Here is a 23455-nt window from a genome sequence, read left to right on the forward strand (position 1 = left end):
GCCTATCAGGGTGAAGACGCTAAAGATTCCTCGCCCCCGGTACGCGCCGCAGGTCACAGTTAGTCAAGCCCTCCGCACGGCACGGAATATGCCGGGTGAGGGTGGCCGGTGCTGCGGCGCGCTGCCGGAGGGGGGCGGCGCGCCGCAAGGCCGGAGGATTGAGCCGTGCTGTGGGGGTACCCGCCTTCTCGAACCCAACCTGCCTAGGGGTTCTGGGAGTTGTTGACGATGGCGGGCTTCGGACACCGAACGCGCAGGCACCCCCGCTCACGTGGCCGGACGTGGTCACGGACCGGGCCGGATCGCGCCACGCTCGGAATCATCGGAGTCATCTGTGCGATCGCGGGCTTCTTCGTGCTGGGGATTCTTCTCGGTCCTCTTGCGATCGTGGCGGGTTGGCTGGCCATGGGCCGTAGGTGGTCGGGCGGTCGCCCGGTGACGGCTGTGGTGGCTGTGGTTCTGGGTGCCATCGACACCATCGCCGCGTTGATGTGGCTGATGTGAGGGAGGGGCCCCCGGCGGATGGGCCGGGGGCCCGCCTCACTGTCTGATCGAGTGCTGTTCCTGGAGGGCTGTCACCTGGGCTCGGAGGGCCTTTACCTCCTCCGTCAGGGCCACGATGGCTTCCGTCTGGAGGCGTTCCTCCACGTCGTCCTTCTCGAAGCGGGCGATGAACCAGGCCGCGATGTTCGCGGTGACCACACCCAGCAGGGCGATGCCGGACAGCATCAGGCCCACGGCGATGATCCGGCCCAGTCCGGTGGTCGGCGCGTGGTCCCCGTAGCCGACCGTCGTCATCGTGGTGAACGACCACCAGACCGCGTCACCCAGCGTCCGGATGTTCCCGTCCGGTGAGTCCCGCTCCGCGGAGAGCACCGCCAGGGAGCCGAACATCAGCAGGCCCACCACCGCGCCGGCGACGTATGTGGTCAGCCGGATCTGGGAGGCCATCCGGGCCCGCCGCTGCACCAGCAGCAGCGTGGCGACGACCCGCAGCAGCCGCAGCGGCTGGATCAGCGGCAGCACCACGGCCCCCAGGTCCAGCCAGTGCTTGCGCACGAACCGCCGCCGGTCCCGCGACAGCGACAGCCGTACGAGGTAGTCGGCGGCGAACGCCCCCCACACCGCCCACTCGATCGCCGTGCACACGGTCGTGAGCGACTGTCCGGCCGCGTCGTCCACGATCGGCACGGCATAGGCGACGGCGAACACGACCGCGAGCGCCATCAGGGGCCGCTGGGTCAGGTGTTCCCAACGCTCCTGCGCCGATTGTTCCTTCATGACCGCATCGTAAAGAAAAGGTAAGGGCGGTGGGGGCACGGGGCCCCACCGCCCTTCACACACCTACCGGTTTACGCGTCGCCGCCCGCCGCACCCGGGTCCGCCGCCGACACGTCGAGAAGCTGATAGCGGTCGATCGCCTGCTTCAGCACCGACCGGTCCACCTTCCCCTCCTTCGCCAGCTCGGTCAGCACACCCACCACGATCGACTGCGCGTCGATGTGGAAGAAGCGCCGGGCCGCGCCCCGGGTGTCGGCGAAGCCGAACCCGTCGGCGCCCAGCGACTGGTACGTCCCCGGCACCCACCGCGCGATCTGGTCCGGCACCGACCGCATCCAGTCGGACACCGCCACGAACGGCCCCTGCGCCCCCGACAGCTTCCGCGTCACGTACGGCACCCGCTGCTCCTCCTCCGGGTGCAGCAGGTTGTGCCGCTCGACCTCGACCGCCTCGCGCCGCAGCTCGTTCCAGGAGGTCGCCGACCACACGTCGGCGCGCACGTTCCACTCCTCGGCGAGGATCTTCTGCGCCTCCAGGGCCCACGGCACCGCGACACCGGACGCGATGACCTGCGCCGGGATCGACCCCGAAGTGCCCTCGCTGAAGCGGTGGATGCCCTTGAGGATGCCCTCGACGTCCACGTTCTCGGGCTCGGCGGGGTGCTGGATCGGCTCGTTGTAGACGGTGAGGTAGTAGAAGACGTCCTCGGCGTCCGGCCCGTACATCCGCCGCAGCCCGTCCTGCACGATGTGCGCGATCTCGAACCCGTACGCCGGGTCGTACGCGACACACCCCGGGTTGGTCGAGGCGAGCAGCTGCGAGTGCCCGTCCGCGTGCTGCAGACCCTCACCGGTCAGAGTCGTACGTCCGGCAGTCGCACCCAGCACGAATCCGCGCGCCAACTGGTCCGACATCTGCCAGAACTGGTCACCGGTGCGCTGGAAACCGAACATCGAGTAGAAGACGTACACCGGGATCAGCGGCTCGCCGTGCGTGGCGTACGCCGAACCCGCGGCGATGAGGGAGGCCGTGCAGCCCGCCTCAGAGATGCCGTCGTGCAGCATCTGCCCGGTCGGCGACTCCTTGTACGCGAGCAGCAGATCCCGGTCGACCGCCTCGTACTGCTGGCCGAGCGGGTTGTAGATCTTCGCGCTCGGGAAGAACGAGTCCATGCCGAACGTCCGGTACTCGTCCGGCGCGATCAGCACGAACCGCTTGCCGAGTTCCTTGTCCCGCATGAGGTCCTTGAGGAGGCGGACAAAGGCCATCGTCGTCGCGATCGACTGCTGACCCGACCCCTTCTTCACGGTCGCGTACGTCTTGTCGTCCGGCAGGGCCAGCGGCTTGGCGCGTACGACACGCGTCGGGACGTAACCGCCGAGCGAGCTGCGGCGGTCGTGCATGTACTGGATCTCCTCCGAGTCCCGGCCCGGGTGGTAGTACGGCGGCGCGCCGGACTCCAGCTCCTGGTCGGTGATCGGGATGTGCAGCCGGTCGCGGAAGCCCTTGAGGTCGGCGACCGTCAGCTTCTTCATCTGGTGCGTGGCGTTGCGGCCCTCGAAGTTGGGGCCCAGCGTCCAGCCCTTGATCGTCTTGGCGAGGATCACCGTCGGCTGGCCCTTGTGCGCCTTGGCCGCCGAGAACGCCGCGAAGATCTTCTTGTGGTCGTGACCGCCGCGCCCCAGGTGCAGGATCTGGTCGTCGGTCATGTTCTCGACCATCGCGCGCAGCCGGTGGTCGTCACCGAAGAAGTGGTCGCGGATGTACGCGCCGGTCTCGGTGGCGTACGTCTGGAACTGGCCGTCCGGCGTGGTGTTCATCCGGTTGACCAGCACACCGTCGCGGTCCTGCGCGAGCAGCGGGTCCCAGGAGCGGTCCCAGACCAGCTTGACGACGTTCCAGCCGGCGCCGCGGAAGACCGACTCCAGCTCCTGGATGACCTTGCCGTTGCCGCGCACCGGGCCGTCGAGGCGCTGCAGGTTGCAGTTGACGACGAAGGTCAGGTTGTCCAGGCCCTCACGCGCGGCGATGGTCAGCTGGCCGAGCGACTCCGGCTCGTCCATCTCGCCGTCGCCGAGGAACGCCCACACATGCGACTTGGAGGTGTCGGCAATCCCGCGCGCGTGCATGTAGCGGTTCATCCGCGCCTGGTAGATCGCGCCGATCGGACCGAGGCCCATCGACACGGTCGGGAACTCCCAGAAGTCCGGCATGAGCCGCGGGTGCGGGTACGAGGAGAGCCCGTACGGCGCCTTGGACTTCTCCTGGCGGAACGCGTCGAGGTTCCCCTCGCTCAGCCGGTCCAGCAGGTACGCGCGCGCGTAGATGCCCGGGGAGGCGTGGCCCTGGAAGAAGACCTGGTCGCCGCCGTCGCCCTCGTCCTTGCCCCGGAAGAAGTGGTTGAAGCCCACGTCGTACAGCGAGGCCGAGGAGGCGAAGGTGGCGATGTGGCCGCCGACGCCGATGCCGGGCCGCTGGGCGCGGGAGACCATGACAGCGGCGTTCCACCGGGTCGCGTTCAGGATCTTGCGCTCGATCTCCTCGTTGCCGGGGAAGAACGGCTCGTCCTTGGTGGCGATGGTGTTGACGTAGTCCGTGCTGCGCATCTCGGGCACGGCCACGCGCTTCTCGCGGGCCCGCTCGATCAGCCTCAGCATCAGATAGCGGGCCCGCTCCCGGCCGCGCTCGTCGACGGCGGCGTCGAGGGAGTCGAGCCACTCCTGGGTTTCCTCGGGATCGAAGTCAGGAACCTGACTCGGAAGGCCGCCAATGATGATCGGATTGCGATCGGATCCGGAAGCCACGCTGTTCCTTCGCTGTCAGAGGGCTGTTTTCGATGGGTATGCGGGATGTCTGCACCGCTCCCCATCGTGTACCTCGGGGAGGCAAACGTCATCTCTACTGAGAGGTAACCAGGGCCCTTCACCAGCTCTCTCAAGTTTCACTCCGGTTCCCAACGGTGCAAAGCGGGCAGAAAGGTGTGGCATAGGTCACTTCCGTCAGGAATCGTGTGCCTGGAGTTGCGGTGACACGGCCAGGAACGTCACCGTTTCGGCGGTCTGAACGGCCGGGTACTTGCGCGATCCGTCCCGCCCGTGTGGACTACGGCCAATGCTTCGCGCACGCGCGTGGCTGAGTTATTCCCAAAACATGATCAGGAGGCAACCCGTGAGCGCGACCGCGGACCACGCGGAGGAGCGGACGAACCCTGCCGCAAGGCTGGGGTTCCAGCCCGAGCAGGTGGTCCAGGAGATCGGCTACGACGACGACGTCGACCAGGAGCTCCGCGAGGCCATTGAGGAAGTCATCGGCAGCGAGCTGATGGACGAGGAATACGACGACGTCGCCGACGCCGTGGTGCTGTGGTTCCGCGACGAGGACGGCGACCTCACCGACGTACTGGTGGATGCCACCACGTACATCGAGGAGGGCGGCTCGATCCTGCTGCTGACGCCGAAGACCGGCCGCGACGGCTACGTCGAGCCCAGTGACATCTCCGAAGCCGCGACGACGGCGGGGCTCTCGGCCTCCAAGAGCGTCAGCGTCGGCAAGGACTGGAGCGGCAGCCGGCTCGTGACGCCCAAGGCGGCCAAGTCCAAGCGCTGACGCTCCGCCGGTCGGGCCGGTGATTCTGGGGGCTGCGCCCCCAGACCCCCGATCGGCCTGAACGGCCTCGTCCTCGAACGCCGGACGGGCTGAGATTCCTCAGCCCGTCCGTCGGCTTTCGGTGATCGCTGCGTAGTGTGGTCCCACCACCCGAACAGCCTCACCGAAAGGGACATTCACGCGATGGCGATCCAGGTCGGCGAAAAGGCCCCCGACTTCGAGCTCAAGGACAACCACGGTGCGACCGTGAAGCTGTCCGACTTCCGCGGCAGCAAGAACGTCGTCCTGCTCTTCTACCCCTTCGCCTTCACCGGGGTGTGCACCGGCGAGCTGTGCGAGCTGCGCGACAACCTCCCGCAGTTCTCCGACCGCGACACCCAGCTGCTCGCCGTCTCCAACGACTCCATCCACACCCTGCGCGTCTTCGCCGAGCAGGAGGGCCTGGAGTACCCGCTGCTCAGCGACTTCTGGCCGCACGGCGAGGTCTCCCGCGCCTACGGCGTCTTCGCCGAGGACAAGGGCTGCGCGGTGCGCGGCACCTTCGTCATCGACAAGGAGGGCGTGGTCCGCTGGACCGTCGTCAACGCCCTGCCCGACGCGCGTGACCTGAACGAGTACGTGAAGGCCCTCGACACCCTGTGATTGTTGGCTCCCAAGCCCTGCGTAGGGCGGGAACCCGTCACTAGGATCGACTCGTTGATCCGGTATCAAACGCATGGCGGGGCTCCCCGCCCCTGGACACCAATGGAGGACTCGTGGGAGTCAGCCTCAGCAAGGGCGGCAACGTATCGCTGACCAAGGAGGCCCCGGGCCTGACCGCGGTCATCGTCGGCCTGGGGTGGGACGTCCGCACCACCACCGGCACCGACTTCGACCTGGACGCCAGCGCCCTGCTGCTGGACGCCTCGGGCAAGGTCAGCAGCGACGCCAACTTCGTCTTCTTCAACAACCTCAAGAGCCCCGACGGCTCGGTCGAGCACACCGGCGACAACATCACCGGTGAGGGCGAGGGCGACGACGAGCAGATCAAGGTCAACCTCGCGGGCGTGCCGACCGAGATCGAGAAGATCGTCTTCCCGGTCTCCATCTACGACGCCGAGAACCGCCAGCAGTCCTTCGGCCAGGTCCGCAACGCCTTCATCCGCGTCGTGAACCAGGCCGGCGAGGCGGAGATCGCGCGCTACGACCTCTCCGAGGACGCGTCCACCGAGACCGCGATGGTCTTCGGCGAGCTGTACCGGCACGGGGCGGAGTGGAAGTTCCGCGCCATCGGCCAGGGCTACGCCTCGGGCCTGCGCGGCATCGCGCAGGACTTCGGCGTGAACGTCTGAGGACAGGACGCCTGAGGGGGGAGCGCCGTCAGCGCGCTCACCCCGAGCCGAACCACCCCCGTCCGGCGCCGTACCGACCGCGGTGCGGCGCCGGACGCGCAGGACCACGAGTAAAGGCAGCACACGGGGAGGGACCAGCACTATGGGCGTCACGCTCGCCAAGGGAGGCAATGTCTCCCTGTCCAAGGCCGCGCCGAACCTCACACAGGTGATGATCGGACTCGGCTGGGACGCACGCTCCACCACCGGAGCCCCGTTCGACCTCGACGCCAGCGCACTGATGTGCAACAGCGGACGGGTGCTCGGCGACGAGTGGTTCGTCTTCTACAACCAGCTCAAGAGCCCGGACGGCTCGGTGGAGCACACCGGCGACAACCTCACCGGTGAGGGCGACGGCGACGACGAGTCGATCCTGATCGACCTCTCGAAGGTGCCGGGCCAGTGCGACAAGATCGTCTTCCCGGTCTCGATCCACGACGCCGACAACCGGGGCCAGACCTTCGGCCAGGTCAGCAACGCGTTCATCCGTGTGGTGAACCAGGCCGACGGCCAGGAACTCGCCCGCTACGACCTCAGCGAGGACGCCTCCACCGAGACCGCCATGATCTTCGGCGAGGTCTACCGCTATGGCGGGGAGTGGAAGTTCCGCGCCGTGGGCCAGGGGTACGCGTCCGGACTACGGGGCATCGCACTCGACTTCGGGGTCAACGTCTCGTAACGCGTTATGAGCAAAAACCGGGGGCCCACGGGGGGTGCAGAGGGGCCGACTAGACTCCGCTTCAAAGTTAGGTAAAGCCGAGTACGGCAGCGGGGGAGACCCGTACATACAGGATTGGGTAGCCAGTGGTTCTGAAAACCTTCGGCTGGTCGTTCGCGGTCACCGCGCTCGGCCTCGTAGCGGCGGTCTTCTACGGGGGGTGGACCGGCTTCGGCATCGTGGCGATCCTCTCCATCCTTGAGATCTCGCTGTCCTTCGACAACGCGGTGGTCAACGCCGGAATCCTGAAGAAGATGAATGCCTTCTGGCAGAAGATCTTCCTCACCATCGGTGTGCTCATCGCCGTGTTCGGCATGCGGCTGGTGTTCCCGGTCGTCATCGTCGCGGTCACCGCCCAGATGGGTCCGATCGAGGCCGTCGACCTCGCCCTCAACGACAAGGACCAGTACCAGCAGCTGGTCACCGACGCCCACCCGGCGATCGCCGCCTTCGGTGGCATGTTCCTGCTGATGATCTTCCTGGACTTCATCTTCGAGGACCGGGACATCAAGTGGCTCGGGTGGCTGGAGCGCCCGCTCTCCAAGCTCGGCAAGATCGACATGCTGTCGGTCTGCATCGCCCTCGTCGTCCTGCTCATCACCTCGATGACCTTCGCGGCCAACGCCCACCAGCACGGCGGCGCGCACGTCGACAAGGCAGAGACGGTTCTACTCTCCGGTATCGCCGGTCTCATCACCTACATGATCGTCGGCGGGCTCTCCGGCTACTTCGAGGACAAGCTCGAAGAGGAGGAGGAACGCGAACACGAGGAGGAGGAAGAGGCGGCCCGCACCGGCAAGCCACGCTCGGCCGTCGTCCTCGCCGGCAAGGCCGCGTTCTTCATGTTCCTCTACCTCGAGGTCCTCGACGCGTCCTTCTCCTTCGACGGAGTCATCGGCGCCTTCGCCATCACCAACGACATCGTGCTGATGGCACTGGGCCTCGGCATCGGCGCCATGTACGTCCGTTCGCTGACCGTGTACCTGGTCCGCCAGGGCACCCTCGACGACTACGTCTACCTGGAGCACGGCGCGCACTACGCGATCGGTGCGCTGGCCGTGATCCTCATGATCACCATCCAGTACGAGATCCACGAGGTCATCACCGGCCTCATCGGTGTCGTCCTCATCGCCTGGTCCTTCTGGTCCTCGCTGCGCCGCAACAAGGCCCTCGCGGAAGCCGAGGGAAAAGCGGGCTCGGACGAGAAGACTGAGGTCTCCGTCTAGCACTCGATGTGCCCGAAGGGTGTGACAGCCTTTCGGGTGAGGAACGCTCTGAGCGGGGCGGCGTCGACTCCTCGACGCCGCCCCGCCGGTCTTTTACGTGAACGTGGGGGCGGGAATGGGCTTCTTGGACGGACTCTGGAGCGGACGCGCGGCCGAGTTCGACTCGGGCAACGCGGCGACCAACTCGATCGAGCTGACCAAGCGGCACGACCGGGTCTCCCTGAGCAAGCAGGGGGCGGAGACCGGGCATCTGCGCATCAACCTGGCCTGGCGGATGCGGACCTCCGACATCGGCGGCTCCCAGCGGGAGAGCCTGCTGAGGCACCCCTTCCGCGCGCTCAAGCCGCCGGAGGTCATGGGGCACAGCCAGAGCATGGTCAACGTCGACCTCGACCTCGGGTGCCTGTACGAGCTGACCGACGGCTCCAAGGGTGTCGTGCAGCCGCTGGGCGGGCTCTTCGGGGACGTGAACTCGGCGCCGTACGTGAAGCTCAGCGGGGACGACCGGTTCGGGTCGGCGTCCGGGGAGACGATCTACGTCAACCTCGACCACCGGGAGTCGATCAAGCGGATCCTGGTGTTCGTCTACATCTACGACCAGACGCCGGCGTTCGACCGTACGCACGCGATCGTGACGCTGTATCCGAGCAACGGGCCGCGCATCGAGATAGGCCTCGACGAACGTCACCCGCAGGCCCGCTCCTGCGCAGTCGTGATGATCGAGAACGTCAAGGGCGAGATCATGGTTCGGCGCGAGGTGAAGTTCGTCTACGGGTTCCAGGCCGAGTTGGACCGGTTGTACGGGTGGGGACTGCAGTGGGGACGCGGCTACAAGACGAAGGCTGAGCGTTGAGCCCTGACCCCTAACTCCTGCCCCCTGACCCCGGACGCCCCTAACCCCTGATGAACTGCGGGCCCTGTGGCGGCAACCGGAAGTCCGGGCCCGGGGCCGTTGCCGCTGCCGGTGCGGGCTGGGGGTAGCCGTACGCCGGCTGGCTGGTCGGCTGGGGATAGCCGTAGGCCGGCTGGGTCGTCGGAGGGGCCTGGGGGTAGCCGTACGCCGGCTGCGGCGGGACCGCGGTCGCCGGCTGCTCGGGGGGAAGGGGCTGAGACGGCTCGGAAAGCGGGGCCGGCTCCTCGGCGGCCGCCTCCGACTCGTCGACCACGATGCCGTAGTCGCTCGCCAGGCCCTGCAAGCCGTCCAGGTAGCCCTCACCCAGGGCGCGGAACTTCCAGCCCTCGCCGCGGCGGTACAGCTCGCCGCAGATCAGAGCGGTCTCCTGGCCGGTCTGCGGCTTGATGTCGAAGTAGGCCAGCGGTTCGGCATCGGCGACCGTGGCGTCGTACAGCAGAATGCGCAGACCCTTTACGCGGTCGAAGGTGACGCGGTCCGCCGATGCGACCAGAAGAATCTGCCTGACGTCGGGCTCGACACCGGTCAGATCTGTCTGGATCGTATCGGTGAGGCCCTCGGCGACCCGCTTCTTGCCGAGCAGCCGGACCTTCCCGGAGGGGTGCCGGGGCTGGTTGTAGAAGACAAAGTCCTCGTCGGAGCGCACACGTCCGTCGGGGCCGAGGAGCAGCGCCGAGGCGTCGACATCCGTGTCCCCCTGCCCGGGCGTCCAGCGCACCACGGCGCGTACCGTGGTGACTTCGAGCGGGACGTTCGACCCCTTCAGCATCGCGTGCGTCATGCGGTCATCCTGCCCTCTCGGTCGCGGTCACGACAACGCGGGGGTGCCGGTTCCGGGGGCCGATCCGCCCCCGGCCCTGCCCTGCAGCGTTACCTGAAATTCATGCCCGGTGGGAACCCCTGACATGGGTCTCTACGTACTATTACCGGCCACCTGTGAACCGTTCACAGGTGACTCAACTGCCACGGGGGAGTTATATGCGTCATTTCGGGCACATCGCCTCAGAGGTGCGCCAGCGCCTCTTCCACCAGGAGCCGTGCGAGTTCGACGCCGACTCTCCCGCCCGGCTGCTCTCCGCGGCCCTGGGCGCCACGCTGTACAGCCCGGCCACGCGGCCGCGGCTCGCCGACGACATCATGAAGCAGGTCGGGCGTGGCGTGGTCTCGATGGTGCTGTGCCTGGAGGACTCGATCGGCGACGAGGACGTCGTGGAAGCCGAGGAGAACCTCGTACGCCAGTTCGCCGAGCTCGCCGGCCGGGCGTCGGCCGATCTCCCCCTGCTCTTCATCCGGGTCCGCCATCCCGAGCAGATCCCCGACCTCGTGCAGCGCCTCGGCCCCACCGTCCGGCTGCTGTCCGGATTCGTGTTCCCGAAGTTCACCGAGGAACGCGGCATCCCCTTCCTGGAGGCCCTCTCCGGAGCCGAGGCCGCCAGCGGACGCCGGCTCTTCGGCATGCCCGTCCTGGAGACGCCCGAGCTGATGTACCGGGAGTCCCGCGTCGACGCCCTGGAGGGCATCGCCCGCGCCGTCGACAAGTACCGCGACCGCGTCCTGGCGCTGCGCCTGGGCGTCACCGACTTCTGCTCCTCGTACGGGCTGCGCAGAGCGCCCGACATGACCGCGTACGACGTCCAGATCGTCGCCTCCGTGATCGCCGACGTGGTGAACATGCTGGGACGCGCCGACGGCACCGGATTCACGGTGACCGGCCCGGTCTGGGAGTACTTCCGCGTCCAGGAGCGCATGTTCAAGCCGCAGCTGCGCCGCAGCCCCTTCCTGGAGGGCCAGGCCGAGGAGCTGCGCGAGGCCCTCATCGAGCACGCCATGGACGGGCTGCTGAGGGAGATTACGCTTGATCAGGCGAACGGTTTGATGGGCAAGACCTGCATCCATCCCTCGCACGTCCTGCCCGTGCACGCACTGTCCGTGGTCAGTCACGAGGAGTTCAGCGACGCCCAGGACATCCTCCGCCCCGAGCGAGGCGGCGGAGGCGTACTGAGGTCGCAGTACACGAACAAGATGAACGAGGTGAAGCCCCACCGCGCCTGGGCCGAGCGCACCATGCTGCGCGCCGAGGTGTTCGGGGTGGCGCGCGAGGACGTCGGCTTCGTGGAGCTGCTCGCCGCCGGAATCCCCGACTGAGCCACCCAGCCGACTGAGCCGGTTGCACACATGAGCCGGTGACACACAAGGGACGCATGAACAACGCAGTGAACGACGAGGTACCGGGCGAGGTCTGGACCGGGACCTGGGTCGCCGAACGACTCGGGGTCGAACTCCAGGGCGACGACACCCTGACCGACCTGCTGGGCCTCGCCCTGCGCCGCAACCCCAAGCGCGCCCACCTCCTGGTCTCCAACGTGCTCGGCAAGCACGTCCCCCAGTCACCCTCCGTGGTCTACGGCTACGGCTTCGCACTCGGCCGCCGGGTGCGGGACCTGCTGGGCGCACAGGAGGCGGGACGCGCGGTCGTCCTCGGTTACGCCGAGACCGCGACCGGTCTCGGCCACTCCGTCGCCGACGGCATCGGCCTCGCCCCCTACCTCCACTCCACCCGCCGCCCGGTGGCGGGCGTCGCCCCGGCGGGCGGCTTCGAGGAGTCCCACTCCCACGCCACCTCGCATCTACTGCTCCCGGAGGACCCCGCGCTGCTGGTCGGCGACGGCCCGCTGGTCCTGGTCGACGACGAGTTCTCGACCGGCAACACGGTCCTGAACACGATCAGGGACCTGCATGAGCGTTATCCGCGGCGACGGTACGTCGTGGTGGCGCTGGTGGACATGCGCTCGGCGGCGGACGCGGGCCGCCTGGAGACGTTCGCGCGCGAGATAGGCGCGAGGGTGGACCTGGTGGCGGCGGCTTCGGGGACGGTGGGTCTGCCGGAAGGGGTCCTGGAGAAGGGGCAGGACCTTGTAGCGAGGTTCGAGATGCCCAACGCAGGGGCGCGGCAAGCCCCCACGGGCCCGCAGCCGACCCACAGGCGAGTCGACCTGTTCTGGCCCCACGGACTCCCCGACGGCGGACGCCACGGCTTCACGCCCCAGCACCGAATACGCCTGGACAACGCACTCCCCGCGATGGCGGCCCGCCTAGCCGAGGCTCTGCCGCGCAACGCCCGCCGCGTACACATCCTCGGCTTCGAAGAGCTCATGTACGCCCCCCTCAGGCTCGCCCGTGAACTGGAACAGGTGGCCGACGTCGAGGTCCGCTACTCCACCACCACCCGCTCTCCCGTCCTCGCCGTCGACGACCCCGGCTACGCCATCCGCACCCGCATCACGTTCCCGGCCCACGACGCCCCCGCGGACGGACCCGGCGACCGCTACGCCTACAACATCGCCGGCGCCGGCTTCGACGCGATCGTCGCCGTGATCGACTCCACCGCCGACACACCGGAACTGCACGCACCGGACGGCCTGTTGGCCCGGCTGGCCGAACACACCCCGCAGGTCCTCCTCGCGGTCGTCCCCTCCTACGTCCCCGAGCCCCTGTACGTCCCCGAAAGGCCCCCGATGCTGCCCGAGCCCCTCCGCGGCCCCGCCTTCTCCTCGTACGCCCCCGAAGAGGTCGGCTGGCTGCTCCAGGACCTCTCGGACGTCACCCTGGAGGCCCCGACGGAGGAGCGCGAGGAGGCCATCCAGAGCGGCGGCGCGCACTACGCGGAGTCGCTGCCGGTGGAGTACCAGCCGAGCGAGCAGTACCAGCAGCTGTTCCACACCGCGCTGGACGCCTCCGCGGCCCGGCTCGCGCAGGCGGTGGGCGCGGTCACCGAGATCGTCCTCGCCGAACGCTCCCCGCGCCCGGTCCTCGTCTCCCTCGCCCGGGCGGGCACCCCGGTCGGCGTCCTGATGCGCCGCTGGGCGAACTTCCGGCACGGCCTCGACCTGCCCCACTACGCCGTGTCGATCGTCCGCGGCCGCGGCATCGACGCCAACGCCCTGCGCTGGCTGGCCGCCCACCACGACCCCGCCGACGTCGTGTTCGTCGACGGCTGGACCGGCAAGGGCGCGATCACCCGCGAACTGGCCGACGCCATCAAGGAGTTCGAGACCTCCGACGGCATCACCGGCTTCGACCCGGAGATCGCGGTCCTGGCCGACCCGGGCTCCTGCGTACGGACCTACGGCACCCGCGAGGACTTCCTCATCCCCTCCGCCTGCCTCAACTCGACGGTGTCCGGCCTCATCTCACGGACCGTCCTGCGCTCCGACCTCGTGGGTCCCCACGACTTCCACGGCGCGAAGTTCTACCGCGAACTCGCCGGCGTCGACGTCTCCGTGGACTTCCTCGACGCCGTCGCCGCCACCTTCCCCGAGGTCGTGGACGCGGTCGACGCCCAGACCAAGGAACTCCTGTCCGGCGACCGCACCCCGACCTGGGAGGGCTGGGCGGCAGTCGAGCGCATCAGCGAGGAGTACGGCATCCACGACGTGAACCTCGTCAAGCCCGGTGTCGGCGAGACGACTCGCGTCCTGCTGCGCCGCGTGCCCTGGAAGATCCTCGCGCGCGCCGGAGCGGGCGCCGACCTGGACCACGTACGCCTGTTGGCCGAGCAGAGAGGTGTCCCTGTGGAAGAGGTCGACGAACTCCCGTACACCTGCGTGGGGTTGATCCACCCCAAGTACACGCGGGGAGCAACGGGCGCCGACGGCAAGGCGGTGAACGTCTGATGCCGGTACTGGTGGCGAGCGACCTCGACCGTACGCTGATCTACTCCTCGGCGGCCCTCGCGCTGACCATGCCGGACGCGCGGGCGCCCCGGCTGCTCTGCGTCGAGGTCCACGAGAGCAGGCCGCTGTCGTACATGACCGAGACGGCCGCCGCGCTGCTGGCCGACCTCGGCGACGCGGCGGTGTTCGTGCCGACGACCACCCGGACCCGTAAGCAGTACCAGCGCATCAACCTCCCCGGCCCCGCGCCGACTTACGCGATCTGCGCCAACGGCGGGCACCTCCTCGTGGACGGCGTCTCGGACGCCGACTGGCACGCACGCGTACAGGCCCGCCTCGCCGACGAGTGCGCGCCGCTGGACGAGGTCCGCGAGCATCTGCTGCGGACCGCCGACCCCGTGTGGGTCCGCAAGCACCGCGTCGCCGAGGACCTCTTCGCCTACCTCGTCGTAGAACGCGAACTCCTCCCCGAGGACTGGGTCAAGGAACTCGCGGTCTGGGCGGAGAACCTCGGCTGGACGGTCTCCCTCCAGGGCCGCAAGATCTACGCCGTCCCCAAGCCGCTCACCAAGAGCGCCGCCATGCACGAGGTCGCCCGCCGCACCGGCGCCGACCTGACCCTGGCGGCCGGCGACTCCCTCCTCGACGCCGACCTCCTCCTCGCCGCGGACCAGGGCTGGCGCCCGGGCCACGGCGAACTGGCGGACGAGGGTTTCTCCGCTGCGACGATCAGCGCACTGCCGGAGCGGGGGGTGCTGGCGGGCGAGCGGATCCTGCGGGAGTTCCTGAAGGGGGTGCGGGGGGTTCGCGAGGGGTCCTGACGACCTGATGGAGGGCTGAGGTGAGCCCAGGGAGTCCGAGTGGGTTCCTGGCGGGGCGGCGCTGGAGTTCGTGAAGGGCGCGGCCCTCGCCTCGAAGCCCCGCTATGAGTTGGCGCCCACGTCCTGCGTGCGCCGGCGTCGGCCGGAGCCCGGGCGCCGCAGGAGTCGTACGGCGATGAAGGCCGCCACCGCCAGTACCGCGCCGGCGAGGACCACCTTCGAGTACGCGGACACCAGGTCCGTGACCTGGGTCCAGTTGTCGCCCAGCAGATAGCCCGCCAGCACGAACGCGGTGTTCCACAGCGCGCTGCCCAGCGTGGTCAGGCCCAGGAACACCGGCAGCGGCATGCGCTCGACGCCGGCCGGGACCGAGATGAGGCTGCGGAAGATCGGGATCATGCGGCCGAAGAAGACCGCCTTCGTGCCGTGCCGCAGGAACCACGCCTCGGTCTTCTCGATGTCGCTGACCTTCACCAGCGGCAGCCGGGCCGCGATGGCGACGGTGCGGTCACGGCCGAGCAGCGCGCCGACGCCGTACAGGGCGAGCGCGCCGATCACCGAACCGGCGGTGGTCCACAGCAGCGCGGCCCACAGGTTCATCCGACCGGTACTGGCCGCGAACCCCGCGAGCGGCAGGATCACCTCGCTCGGCAGCGGAGGGAAGAGGTTCTCCAGGGCGATGGCCAGTCCGGCGCCGGGCGCGCCGAGCGTGTCCATGAGTCCGTTGATCCACTGCGGTGCGGCTGTCATACCGATCACGGTAGGGAACCGAACCTGAAGGCTTCCTGAGGAAAAGGCCTCTCAGCCGCAGCAGCCCCCACCGCAGCATCCGCCGCCACCGCCGGCGGCCCGCGGCGCCGGTGCGGGCGCGGACGCCGAGCCGCCGACGGCCACCGTCGACAGCAGCTTCACCGTGTCGTCATGACCGGCCGGGCAGTCCGCGGGAGCGGAGGACTCCGCCATCGGACGGCTCAGTTCGAAGGTGTCGCCGCAGGTCCGGCAGCGGTACTCGTAGCGAGGCATGCGCACAGGTTAGCGGCCTGGGGCCTCAGTGCGCCGCCCCTCGCTCCTCCCGGATCTGCGCCACCACCCGCGCCACCGTCCGCCGCACCGCCTCCGTCTCCGTCAGGAAGTGCCAGTAGTCGGGGTGCCGCCCCTCCAGGGTGCCGATCGCGCGCTCCAGGCGGGCCACGGAGTCGTCGAGAGGGCGGGCATGGCGGGGATCGGGGGTGTTGCGGCCCGTCATGGCGAGCCGCTGCGCGTCGCGGATCGCGAAGCGGGTGCGGTCGATCTCCTGCTGGGGGTCCTTCTGCACGGCGTTCAGCCGCCGCAGGCGGTCGCCCGCCGCCGAGACGGACTCGTCGGTGGTGTTCAGCAGGGCCCGTACGGTCGACAGCAGCGCGGTCGCGTCCGGCCAGCGCTGGTCGTCGCGCGCGGCGCGGGCCTCGGTCAGCTTCTGCTCGGCCTGGCGCACGTTCTCCGCGGCCTGGCCCGGGACCTGCTGGAGGTCCTGCCAGCAGGCGGCCGTGAAGCGGCGGCGCAGCTCGCTCAGGACCGGGTCGACCTGGCCCGCGCGCGTGGTGAGGGCCTGGGCGCGGGTGCGCAGGGAGACCAGCCGGTGGTCGATCTCGGCGGCCTTCTCGGGCAGCCGCTCGGACTCGACCCGGACCGCCTCGGCCTCCCGCGCGACCCGCTCGGCACGCTCCAGGGTCTGCGGGACGCCATGCTGACCTGCGCCCTGGTTGAGCTTTGTCAGCTCCGGGCCGAGGGCGGCGAGACGGGCGGCGATGTCGTCCGCCTTCAGCCCCGACTGCCGTACGGCGTCCAGGGCGTTGGAGGCGCCCAGCAGACCCTGGCGGGCCCGCTCGACGGCGGGGGCGAGACGGGCCAGCTGGGTCTCGGCCTTGCCGAGGAGCGGACCGAGGCTGTCGCCGAAACGGTCCAGCTCGCGCTTGACGTCGGCCAGCTCGTCCTTGGCCTTGGTGAGTTCGGTACGCGCGCGTACCGCGACCGAGGCCTCCAGGTCGTCACGGTCGAGGTCATGGGCGTCGACGGCCTCGATGTACCGGTGGCTCGCCTCGTCGATCCGCCGGCTGATCGCCTCGAAGTCGGTGACCGCACGCCGGGCGGCGGGCGAGTCGTCGACCGCGGTGATCGTCTCTATCGAGATCCGCAGATCGCGCTGGGCGGTGTCCAGCTCGTAGAACGCGGCCGCGGCGGCGTCCTTCGCGGCCTGTGCCTCGGCCCGCTGGCTCTCCGAGCGGCCGCCGAACCAGCGCCGGGTGCCGCCGCCGGCGAACGCGGCCGGCAGCGCGAGCGCGGCGACCAGGGGCAGGGCGACGAGGGTGAGTGCGTCGCGCAGCGCGTGACGCGCGCGCGGCTCCGACGGCGAGTACGGCTGCGCTGGTGTCGCCGTCACATCCCTCTCCCGTGCTGTGTCCGTCCTGGCCCGGTGTCATTCTCCCACCGGTTAAGGACGAACACACGGGCCCGTTAGTTCGCGGTCCGGACCGTGACTTTGCCGTCACCGGTCCGCGCGTCGATGACATGGCTGCTGGAATCGGCCCGCGGCACGGAGACCTCCACCCCGCCGTCACCGGTCTTGGTCGTCACCTTGTACGTCGCCTCGGGCACGTCTATCGTCACGGACCCGTCGCCGCTCCTGGACTCCACCCGGTCCGGCACGGCCCCGAGTTCGAGATGGACCGACCCGTCCCCGGTCTCGGAGGTCACCTTGCGCGAGGTCACCTCGGCCCGCACGGACCCGTCCCCGGTCTTCAGCTCCAGCGGCCCGCTGGAGTCGGTGACATGCACGGACCCGTCCCCCGTACGAATGCTCAGCGCGTCCTCGAACCCCTTGGCCCGCACGCTCCCGTCCCCGTCCTCGACCTTCACGGAGACACCGCGCGGGACCTCGATACGGTGCTTGGCCGCACAGTCGGCGACCACGCCCGAGCACTTCATCCGCAGCTTCAGCGTGTCGTCCTCCATCGACCAGGTGACCTTCGGGTCCTTCCCGATGGCGACCGTCCCCTGGAACCACCGGGTCACCTCGACCTGCCCCGCCTTGTTGTCATCGGCGGCGACGATCTCGAGCGCCGAGTCGTCGGAGTCGATGGTCAGTGTCTTCCCCTGAAGCGCGAAGGTCCGCTGTTCCGGATCCTTGTCATCCCCGGCGGAGGCCCCACAGGCACTGACACCCCCGATGAGGGCGACGGCCCCGACGCTGAGAACGACGCGGGCGATGACGGTACGTGCCATTGGGATCTCCCCCTGGAGCCGGACTGACGAGGTTCTTCGACCGTACGGACCGGGAAGCCACGGGGGGATCCGGGACGCTCCCGGATCGGGGGTGGGGGAAACCCCCGGAAAACCCTGGGGTCCGGCCCTGAGGAGCGGCTCCGCGATATGGGTTTGCAGACCAGGGGCTGCGGCAATGTAGGCTGTCGACTCGTCCTGGGCGCAACAGCTCAGGCCCGGGTGCGTAGCTCAGGGGTAGAGCGCCTGCCTTACAAGCAGGATGTCGGCGGTTCGAAACCGTCCGCGCCCACCGATGAAGTACGGCCCTCCGGAGCGATCTCCGGGGGGCCGTTTCATGTGTTCAGAGATCAAGGTCGGCGGCGGCGACGTAAGCATCCTGGGCCGCTGGACGACACCGGCCGGAGCCGGCGGCGGGATTCGAACCCGCGTCGCTCTCTTTGGAGGAGAAGTAGCCGCAGCCTGCGCACCTGAACGACGCCCAGCCTATGACGGCCTCCTGGCGGGGGCACGTCAATTACCGGGGGCAGGGTGGTTCACGGGGGCTGGGCGGTGTGGTTCAGCAGAAGAGGGAGCGTTCTGCCCAGTCCTTCGCCGACGCGCACGGGGCGGCGTTCTGTGCGGCGGTCATCTCCTGGTCGTCGAGGAGCTGTTGGGCCGAGGCGCGGTCGTCGACGCTGAAGCAGGCCGGGTTCTGGGTGACGATGAGGGCGGACTGCCGCCACTCGGTGTCCGCCTGCTCCCGTTCCGTCTCGCTGAGGGTGGTGACGTCGGCGTTCGCGGTGATCGTCTGGGCGTTGCCGATGTGTGCCCGCACGCGCTGGTGCGATCCCTCGTGCTGTTCCAAGGTCCCCCCTCGGTCATGTGGCACGGGATCTCAGTCGCCGTCGGCGTGCTTCAGCTTCATGCGGGCCTCCACCCGCTCGGCCCCCGCGAACTCCGACCAGAAGCGGTGGCCGCTGACGAAGACCGCGAGTTCGTGCTCGCGCCGCCTGAGCTTCTCCACCTCGGCCTGTTCGTCGGCGGTCCAGCCGGGGGAGGCGGGGCGCTCCACCTTGCGCCAGCCCGCGGAATCGCTGAATCCGTCCAGGGGCTCGACCGACCAGGGAAGCCGCTTGAGCAGGGCCGACAGCTCGGCCCGGACCTGATGCAGCTCCTCCTGACCGGCGAGGAGGTCACTCGGAAAGTCATAGGTCGTAGCCACGGCGCAATGCTACGCCTGTTCGATTTAGGGGTGCGAGTTTCTTGGGGTAGTTCGTGTGTTCGAAGCGGACGGCATGCGTGAACTGAGAAGATCGCCACAGTCATACGGACACAGGGACGGGGAAAACATGATCACTCTGGTGCTGCTGGGCGTCCTGGCGCTGGCCGTCTTCGGATGTGTGTGCGTGGTGTGGGCGGAGCGTGGCGGGCCGCGCTGGGTGCGGGTCGTGGCGGCGGTGACGGTCGGTCTGGGGAAACTGCTGGACAGCTCGCGCAAGAGGGCGCGCTCGTCCAGCGGCAACAACAGCAGCGACGAGTAGGGGCCCGGGCGGCGGGTGACCCCGCCCGGACCCGACGGCTCAACCCCGTCTCAGTGCCCGGCGTCCCGCAACTCCCGTACCAGACGGGCCGCGACCGGCACCGGCACCCCGTGCGCGTCCGCCGCGCGCAGCAACGCCCCGCCGATCGCGTCGAGTTCGAGCGGCAGACCGGCCTCGGCGTCGCGCTGCATGGAGGACTTGGTCTGCGGCGGGAACGCGTCGTAGCGTGCGAGGGCCTGTGCCGCGTCCACCGTGGCGCCCGAGGCGTGGCTGACCGCGGCGGTCTCCTCGACCAGGGCGGTCAGCTCCTCGCGGTGGCGTGTGCGGATGTCGCCCAGCGGTGCCGCGTACCGCGTGGTGAGCAGGGCGAACGGTGCGAGGAACGCCATCTTGGCCCACAGCGCCGACGTCTCGTCCGGCAGGATCCGGGTGCTCGGCCCGGCCGCGCCCAGCACCTCCGCCAGCGTCTTCAGGCGGTCCTCGGGCACCTTGTCGCCGCTGAGGTCGATCTCCGCGATCGGGCTGCCGTGGACGATCTCCCCCGGCGCCACCCGTGTCGACTCCGTCCGGATCACCGCCGGGGCCACCGCCTCCTCGCCGTAGCGGGCCCGCAGCGCCGCCGGGTGCTCCACACCGTTCAGGAACGGTACGAGCAGCGCGTCGCCCAGGGCGGCGGGCGGTACGCGGTCCAGCGCCGCGTCGAGCGCGGTGTGCTTGACCGCCACCAGGCAGACGTCGACGGGCGTACGCAGTTCGGTGTCCGCCTCCACCTCGGCCGTGAAGTCCCCGTACGGGCCGCTGCGGACATGGATCCCGGACGTACGCAGCGCCGCGGCGGTCTCGTTCCCGGCCAGACAGATCACCCGGTGCCCGTCCCGGGCCAGCAGCCCGGCGAGCAGGCCGCCGATACCGCCCGGACCCAGTACGGCCACGGTGAGTTTCCGGTCGTGCGTCATCACACGAACTCCCTTCGTGGGTCGGCCCCTTGGGTGGTGGCCGCCTCGCAACGGATCATCGCAGACGTCACAGCCGTACGGTCTCGCCGGGTGCGAGGAGGTGCAGCCGCTCCGTCAGTCCGGCCTCGGCGAAGGCCTTCGTCAGCGTCGGTCCGTCCTCGGTGAAGTGGGCCCAGTGCTCGAAGTGCAGCGGTACGACATGGCGGGCGCCCAGGATCCGTGCCGCCTCCGCCGCCTGCTCGCTGGTCAGGGTCAGCGTGGCGTCCGGTACGACGGAAGTGCGTGCCGCCCCCGCGAAGAGCACCGCCACGTCGAAGGGGCCCTCGCGGTCGGCGATCTCCCGTACCCGGTCGAGCGAGGCGTTGTCGCCGCTGACGTACACCTTGGGCAGTCCGTCCCCGGAGAGGACGAAGCCGGTCACCTCGCCGACGAAGGGTTCGGAGCCCTCGGGGCCGTGCAGGGCGGGGACGGCGGTGATGCGTACGGCGCCCAGGTCGACGCTCTCCCAGGCGGGCAGGGCGCGGACGGGGGCGCCGACACGCTGCTCGGCAGAGGCCGTGGACAGGACGAGGGGGACGGAGGCGAGGCAGGCGCGGCCCGCGGTGTCGAGGTTGTCGGGGTGCTGGTCGTGCGAGAGCAGGACCGCGTCCACCGGGCCGAGTTCCGCCGCCGTGGTCGCCGGGCCCGTCTTCTTCACGAGCTTGCGGTCGCCGATCCGGTACTCGCCGGGCGCGTCGAAGGTGGGGTCGGTGAGGAGACGCAGGCCCCCGAGAGTCAGCACGGCGGTCGGGCCGCCGACGTAAGAGATCTCCACTGTCGTCATGCTCCCCACAATTCGGCGGAGCCCCGGTGCTATTCCCCGGGGCGAGCGAGACTGGACGCATGTGCCGAAGCATCAAGACCCTTCGCCCGCCCGTGCTCCCCGAGGAGGCGACGGAGGACGAGATCCGCGCCGCCGCCCTCCAGTACGTACGCAAGGTGTCCGGCTTCCGGGCGCCGGCCGCCCACAACAAGGAGGTCTTCGACCGGGCCGTGGAGGCGGTCGCCGAAGCGACGGCCGCGCTGCTGGACGGTCTGGAGGTCCGCGGAGCCGCACAGAAGGCCGGCTGACCGGGACACGGCGGTGCGGCCGTCGGGGCGCGGGGCGGTATCGGTCCGCGGGTGCGCCGCGTGGGCAGGGCCGGCCGTCACGGCGCCGCGGCCGGGCGGCCCGGCTGTGGCCGCGCTTCCTGCGGAGCGCTACGCCGGCTGCCGCCGCATCACGTACGCCGCTCCCGCCCCCGCTCCGAACAACGCGAGCACCGACACCCCCGTGGCCAGCCACGTCGTACCCAGCCACTGCGCCCCGTAGTACCCGAGCGCGACGCTGTAGACCGCCCAGGTCAGGCCCGCCAGCGCCGACCACGGGAGGAACTCCCGGATCCGCCGGTGGGCCGCGCCCGCGACCAGGGAGACGACCGAGCGGCCGGCCGGGGCGAAGCGGGCGAGGACGACAAGGGGGCCGCCGCCGCGGGCGAGGGCCGAGCCGAGACGTTCCTGCGCGGTGGTGAGCCGGCGGGAGCGGGCGATCGCGCGGTCGAGACGGGCGCCGCCGCGCCAGGCGAGCCGGTAGGCGACCAGATCGCCGAGCACCGAGGCGGTCGCGGCGATCAGGGTGAGCAGCAGGAGGTCGGGGACATCGCCCGGTACCTTGCCCGCCGCCGTGCCCGCGGCCGCCGCCGTGGCCGCCGCGATGACGAGGACGCCGCTCGGCAGGACCGGCAGGAACACATCAAGCAGCACCGAGGCGGCCACCATCGCGTAGATGACCCCTGGGCTGCCGGTCAGCGCGCCCGTACTGCCAAGACTCTCGAACACCGTCTGCTCCCCGTTTTCCCCCGTAACAGCCTTACAGCGTACGCCCGGGGTGTGACAGCGGGTTCACGGGGTGCGCGTGCGTTCGGCACAGCTTGTTCACTCGGGCGGCCCGCCCTGGGGGCGGTCGGCGCGGGTGTCCCGTAGCACGGGAGAGGGGCAAAACAGCCTGAACGTGAGGGACGGTACAGATCATGGTGGCAGGAATATGCGCGGGCGCCGTCGCCGCGGCCGTGTTCGCGGCCGGTGCCCACGGCTACTCGATGCGGACGGACGCCCGGTTCGCACCGCCCACCGCCTTCGTCCCGTCGGCCGCGGTGACGTACGACAGGGAGCTGGTCCCGGCCGCCTCGTGGATCGAGGTGCGCCAGAAGAGCAGGGAGCGCGGACCGACGACGGTGAAGCTGCGGGTGACGGGCTTCGTCGCCGGCCATGCGTACGGCGTCCATGTGCACCAGAAGCCCTGCGCCGCCGACCCCGCCGCGGCGGGCGGCCACTACCAGCACGAACCGTCCGGCGAGCCGCATCATGTCAACGCCGAGAACGAGGTCTGGCTCGACTTCACCGCGGACGAGCAGGGCTCCGGCGAAGCTGTGGCGACCCACGACTGGGGCTTCAGACGGGGTGAGGCGTCCTCCGTCGTCATCCACGACGAACCTGGCATCAAGGGTGCCCGGGTGGCCTGCTTCACGGTGCCCTTCGGGTGGGAGACCGGCTGAGGGACGCCGGTTCGGCGAAGCGGCGCCCGTCCCCGCATGAGCCGTGCGGGAACGGGCGCCGCCGTGTGGTGCGGGCGCCTGCGGGGTCAGGCGGCCACGGGAGCCTGCTCGGTGGCGGGCCTGGCGGCCTTCGAGCGCTTCGCGAGCAGGTTGTCGACGCCGAACGCGCCGGAGCCGGTGAAGATCAGCAGCAGGAAGGCCCAGCAGAACATCGCCGCGCCCTCGCCGCTGTTCTCGATCGGCCACAGGGCCTCGGGCTGGTGGACCTTGAAGTACGCGTAGGCCATCGCGCCCGAGGAGATGAACGCGGCGATCCGGGTGCCCAGGCCGATCAGGATCAGTGCACCGCCGACCAACTCGATCACGGCCGCGTACCAGTTGGGCCAGGCGCCGGTCTCGACGGTGGCGCCCTTGCCGTCGACGCCGCCCAGCACGCCGAGCAGCGAGACGGCGCCGTGGCAGGTGAAGAGCAGCCCGACGACGATCCGGTAGAGGCCGAGAGCGTATGGCTGAGCCTTGTTGAGGCTGTCAGTCATG

The 23455-nt window shown here is 69.7% G+C and carries 26 protein-coding genes and 2 tRNA genes; 14 read left to right on the plus strand and 14 right to left on the minus strand.

All coding sequences use genetic code 11. The annotated features are described in order from the left end of the window. The first annotated feature begins 228 nt into the window (after positions 1-228). On the plus strand, positions 229-504 hold the full coding sequence (locus PH203_RS01115; protein ID WP_289915009.1) for a small hydrophobic protein: 276 nt from the start codon (positions 229-231) through the stop codon (positions 502-504). A 36-nt stretch (positions 505-540) separates the two neighbouring features. Here PH203_RS01115 and PH203_RS01120 read toward each other — a convergent pair whose 3' ends face one another. Beyond that, positions 541-1281: a potassium channel family protein gene (locus PH203_RS01120; RefSeq protein WP_289915011.1), complete on the minus strand. Its 741-nt coding sequence runs from the start codon at positions 1279-1281 to the stop codon at positions 541-543. 71 nt (positions 1282-1352) lie between these two features. Continuing rightward, positions 1353-4085 (minus strand): pyruvate dehydrogenase (acetyl-transferring), homodimeric type, encoded by a 2733-nt coding sequence (gene aceE / locus PH203_RS01125; RefSeq protein ID WP_289915013.1) that lies wholly within the window; start codon positions 4083-4085, stop codon positions 1353-1355. Between the two features lie 364 nt (positions 4086-4449). On the opposite strand from aceE, the gene PH203_RS01130 reads away from it, so the two are divergent. The 6 genes from PH203_RS01130 to PH203_RS01155 all read left to right on the plus strand — a co-directional run bounded on the left by PH203_RS01130 (position 4450) and on the right by PH203_RS01155 (position 9054). Further along, positions 4450-4887: a DUF3052 domain-containing protein gene (locus tag PH203_RS01130; protein WP_289915014.1), complete on the plus strand. Its 438-nt coding sequence runs from the start codon at positions 4450-4452 to the stop codon at positions 4885-4887. Between the two features lie 183 nt (positions 4888-5070). Further along, the gene (locus PH203_RS01135; protein WP_079309780.1) at positions 5071-5529 is read left to right on the plus strand and encodes a peroxiredoxin; all 459 of its coding nucleotides are present in this window, start codon (positions 5071-5073) and stop codon (positions 5527-5529) included. A gap of 113 nt (positions 5530-5642) precedes the next feature. Next, positions 5643-6218, plus strand: a complete 576-nt coding sequence (locus PH203_RS01140) for a calcium homeostasis/redox stress adaptation protein (RefSeq protein WP_289915020.1) — start codon at positions 5643-5645, stop codon at positions 6216-6218. Between the two features lie 142 nt (positions 6219-6360). Next, on the plus strand, positions 6361-6936 hold the full coding sequence (locus PH203_RS01145) for a TerD family protein (protein WP_289915022.1): 576 nt from the start codon (positions 6361-6363) through the stop codon (positions 6934-6936). Between the two features lie 125 nt (positions 6937-7061). Then, the gene (locus tag PH203_RS01150) at positions 7062-8201 is read left to right on the plus strand and encodes a DUF475 domain-containing protein (protein ID WP_289915024.1); all 1140 of its coding nucleotides are present in this window, start codon (positions 7062-7064) and stop codon (positions 8199-8201) included. 115 nt (positions 8202-8316) lie between these two features. Continuing rightward, on the plus strand, positions 8317-9054 hold the full coding sequence (locus PH203_RS01155; protein ID WP_289915027.1) for a Tellurium resistance: 738 nt from the start codon (positions 8317-8319) through the stop codon (positions 9052-9054). Between the two features lie 40 nt (positions 9055-9094). Here the strand turns inward: PH203_RS01155 and PH203_RS01160 are convergent, their stop codons facing one another. Beyond that, positions 9095-9895 carry a TerD family protein gene (locus PH203_RS01160; RefSeq protein WP_289915031.1) on the minus strand — a complete coding sequence of 267 codons (801 nt, stop codon included), beginning with the start codon at positions 9893-9895 and terminating at the stop codon, positions 9095-9097. A 197-nt stretch (positions 9896-10092) separates the two neighbouring features. Here PH203_RS01160 and PH203_RS01165 point away from each other — a divergent pair, with 197 nt between their 5' ends. From PH203_RS01165 to PH203_RS01175, 3 genes are read left to right on the plus strand one after another with little or no spacing between them, the layout of a single operon-like run. Next, positions 10093-11259 (plus strand): HpcH/HpaI aldolase/citrate lyase family protein, encoded by a 1167-nt coding sequence (locus tag PH203_RS01165; protein ID WP_289915033.1) that lies wholly within the window; start codon positions 10093-10095, stop codon positions 11257-11259. Positions 11260-11315: 56 nt separating this feature from the next. Further along, complete coding sequence (locus PH203_RS01170; protein ID WP_289915035.1) at positions 11316-13787, plus strand: phosphoribosyltransferase; 2472 nt, start codon at positions 11316-11318, stop codon at positions 13785-13787. Continuing rightward, complete coding sequence (locus PH203_RS01175; protein WP_289915036.1) at positions 13787-14608, plus strand: HAD family hydrolase; 822 nt, start codon at positions 13787-13789, stop codon at positions 14606-14608. The genes PH203_RS01170 and PH203_RS01175 overlap by 1 nt, the downstream gene beginning before the upstream one ends. 102 nt (positions 14609-14710) lie before the next feature. On the opposite strand, the gene PH203_RS01180 is transcribed toward PH203_RS01175, so the two are convergent. The 4 genes from PH203_RS01180 to PH203_RS01195 form a co-directional block, all read right to left on the minus strand. Then, positions 14711-15358, minus strand: a complete 648-nt coding sequence (locus PH203_RS01180; protein WP_289915038.1) for a DedA family protein — start codon at positions 15356-15358, stop codon at positions 14711-14713. A gap of 51 nt (positions 15359-15409) precedes the next feature. After that, on the minus strand, positions 15410-15631 hold the full coding sequence (locus PH203_RS01185; RefSeq protein ID WP_289915039.1) for a zinc ribbon domain-containing protein: 222 nt from the start codon (positions 15629-15631) through the stop codon (positions 15410-15412). 25 nt (positions 15632-15656) lie between these two features. Further along, complete coding sequence (locus PH203_RS01190) at positions 15657-17027, minus strand: hypothetical protein (protein ID WP_289915040.1); 1371 nt, start codon at positions 17025-17027, stop codon at positions 15657-15659. 74 nt (positions 17028-17101) lie between these two features. Beyond that, positions 17102-17869, minus strand: a complete 768-nt coding sequence (locus tag PH203_RS01195) for a DUF4097 family beta strand repeat-containing protein (RefSeq protein WP_289915042.1) — start codon at positions 17867-17869, stop codon at positions 17102-17104. Positions 17870-18086: 217 nt separating this feature from the next. Between PH203_RS01195 and PH203_RS01200 the strand changes: the two genes are divergently transcribed. Beyond that, positions 18087-18158: transfer RNA gene (locus PH203_RS01200), tRNA-Val, on the plus strand. Positions 18159-18271: 113 nt separating this feature from the next. On the opposite strand, the gene PH203_RS01205 is transcribed toward PH203_RS01200, so the two are convergent. From PH203_RS01205 to PH203_RS01215, 3 genes are all read right to left on the minus strand, one after another. Next, positions 18272-18352, minus strand: a tRNA-Trp gene (locus tag PH203_RS01205). Between the two features lie 73 nt (positions 18353-18425). Further along, a complete protein-coding gene (locus tag PH203_RS01210; RefSeq protein WP_289915045.1) occupies positions 18426-18713 on the minus strand; it encodes a hypothetical protein in 288 nt (95 codons plus the stop codon). A 30-nt stretch (positions 18714-18743) separates the two neighbouring features. Next, positions 18744-19070 carry a hypothetical protein gene (locus PH203_RS01215; protein WP_289915046.1) on the minus strand — a complete coding sequence of 109 codons (327 nt, stop codon included), beginning with the start codon at positions 19068-19070 and terminating at the stop codon, positions 18744-18746. 127 nt (positions 19071-19197) lie between these two features. Between PH203_RS01215 and PH203_RS01220 the strand changes: the two genes are divergently transcribed. Continuing rightward, on the plus strand, positions 19198-19389 hold the full coding sequence (locus PH203_RS01220) for a hypothetical protein (protein ID WP_289915048.1): 192 nt from the start codon (positions 19198-19200) through the stop codon (positions 19387-19389). Positions 19390-19439: 50 nt separating this feature from the next. Here the strand turns inward: PH203_RS01220 and PH203_RS01225 are convergent, their stop codons facing one another. Continuing rightward, positions 19440-20345: a 2-dehydropantoate 2-reductase gene (locus tag PH203_RS01225; protein WP_289915049.1), complete on the minus strand. Its 906-nt coding sequence runs from the start codon at positions 20343-20345 to the stop codon at positions 19440-19442. Between the two features lie 67 nt (positions 20346-20412). Further along, positions 20413-21168 carry an MBL fold metallo-hydrolase gene (locus PH203_RS01230; protein WP_289915050.1) on the minus strand — a complete coding sequence of 252 codons (756 nt, stop codon included), beginning with the start codon at positions 21166-21168 and terminating at the stop codon, positions 20413-20415. Between the two features lie 59 nt (positions 21169-21227). On the opposite strand from PH203_RS01230, the gene PH203_RS01235 reads away from it, so the two are divergent. Next, positions 21228-21455 (plus strand): DUF2277 domain-containing protein, encoded by a 228-nt coding sequence (locus PH203_RS01235; protein ID WP_289915052.1) that lies wholly within the window; start codon positions 21228-21230, stop codon positions 21453-21455. Positions 21456-21584: 129 nt separating this feature from the next. Here the strand turns inward: PH203_RS01235 and PH203_RS01240 are convergent, their stop codons facing one another. Beyond that, positions 21585-22142: a VTT domain-containing protein gene (locus tag PH203_RS01240; protein WP_289916592.1), complete on the minus strand. Its 558-nt coding sequence runs from the start codon at positions 22140-22142 to the stop codon at positions 21585-21587. 251 nt (positions 22143-22393) lie between these two features. Here PH203_RS01240 and PH203_RS01245 point away from each other — a divergent pair, with 251 nt between their 5' ends. Beyond that, complete coding sequence (locus PH203_RS01245; RefSeq protein WP_289915056.1) at positions 22394-22918, plus strand: superoxide dismutase family protein; 525 nt, start codon at positions 22394-22396, stop codon at positions 22916-22918. 86 nt (positions 22919-23004) lie between these two features. On the opposite strand, the gene PH203_RS01250 is transcribed toward PH203_RS01245, so the two are convergent. After that, positions 23005-23454, minus strand: coding sequence for a DoxX family protein (locus tag PH203_RS01250; protein WP_289915057.1), 450 nt, complete (start codon positions 23452-23454; stop codon positions 23005-23007). Between the last annotated feature and the right edge of the window lies 1 nt (position 23455).

Origin of the sequence: Streptomyces sp. S.PB5, from assembly GCF_030403745.1 — a bacterium.
In the GTDB taxonomy this organism is placed as follows: Bacteria; Actinomycetota; Actinomycetes; order Streptomycetales; family Streptomycetaceae; genus Streptomyces.

Bases quoted from the DNA above. Each gene is read 5' to 3' on its own strand.
- PH203_RS01115 (WP_289915009.1), top strand. From the start codon at position 229: ATGGCGGGCTTCGGACACCGAACGCGCAGGCACCCCCGCTCACGTGGC.
- PH203_RS01120 (WP_289915011.1), bottom strand. From the start codon at position 1,281: ATGAAGGAACAATCGGCGCAGGAGCGTTGGGAACACCTGACCCAGCGG.
- PH203_RS01135 (WP_079309780.1), top strand. From the start codon at position 5,071: ATGGCGATCCAGGTCGGCGAAAAGGCCCCCGACTTCGAGCTCAAGGAC.
- PH203_RS01145 (WP_289915022.1), top strand. From the start codon at position 6,361: ATGGGCGTCACGCTCGCCAAGGGAGGCAATGTCTCCCTGTCCAAGGCC.
- PH203_RS01155 (WP_289915027.1), top strand. From the start codon at position 8,317: ATGGGCTTCTTGGACGGACTCTGGAGCGGACGCGCGGCCGAGTTCGAC.
- PH203_RS01160 (WP_289915031.1), bottom strand. From the start codon at position 9,895: ATGACGCACGCGATGCTGAAGGGGTCGAACGTCCCGCTCGAAGTCACC.
- PH203_RS01165 (WP_289915033.1), top strand. From the start codon at position 10,093: ATGCGTCATTTCGGGCACATCGCCTCAGAGGTGCGCCAGCGCCTCTTC.
- PH203_RS01170 (WP_289915035.1), top strand. From the start codon at position 11,316: ATGAACAACGCAGTGAACGACGAGGTACCGGGCGAGGTCTGGACCGGG.
- PH203_RS01175 (WP_289915036.1), top strand. From the start codon at position 13,787: ATGCCGGTACTGGTGGCGAGCGACCTCGACCGTACGCTGATCTACTCC.
- PH203_RS01180 (WP_289915038.1), bottom strand. From the start codon at position 15,358: ATGACAGCCGCACCGCAGTGGATCAACGGACTCATGGACACGCTCGGC.
- PH203_RS01185 (WP_289915039.1), bottom strand. From the start codon at position 15,631: ATGCCTCGCTACGAGTACCGCTGCCGGACCTGCGGCGACACCTTCGAA.
- PH203_RS01195 (WP_289915042.1), bottom strand. From the start codon at position 17,869: ATGGCACGTACCGTCATCGCCCGCGTCGTTCTCAGCGTCGGGGCCGTC.
- PH203_RS01220 (WP_289915048.1), top strand. From the start codon at position 19,198: ATGATCACTCTGGTGCTGCTGGGCGTCCTGGCGCTGGCCGTCTTCGGA.
- PH203_RS01225 (WP_289915049.1), bottom strand. From the start codon at position 20,345: ATGACGCACGACCGGAAACTCACCGTGGCCGTACTGGGTCCGGGCGGT.
- PH203_RS01230 (WP_289915050.1), bottom strand. From the start codon at position 21,168: ATGACGACAGTGGAGATCTCTTACGTCGGCGGCCCGACCGCCGTGCTG.
- PH203_RS01235 (WP_289915052.1), top strand. From the start codon at position 21,228: ATGTGCCGAAGCATCAAGACCCTTCGCCCGCCCGTGCTCCCCGAGGAG.
- PH203_RS01240 (WP_289916592.1), bottom strand. From the start codon at position 22,142: ATGGTGGCCGCCTCGGTGCTGCTTGATGTGTTCCTGCCGGTCCTGCCG.
- PH203_RS01245 (WP_289915056.1), top strand. From the start codon at position 22,394: ATGGTGGCAGGAATATGCGCGGGCGCCGTCGCCGCGGCCGTGTTCGCG.
- PH203_RS01250 (WP_289915057.1), bottom strand. From the start codon at position 23,454: ATGACTGACAGCCTCAACAAGGCTCAGCCATACGCTCTCGGCCTCTAC.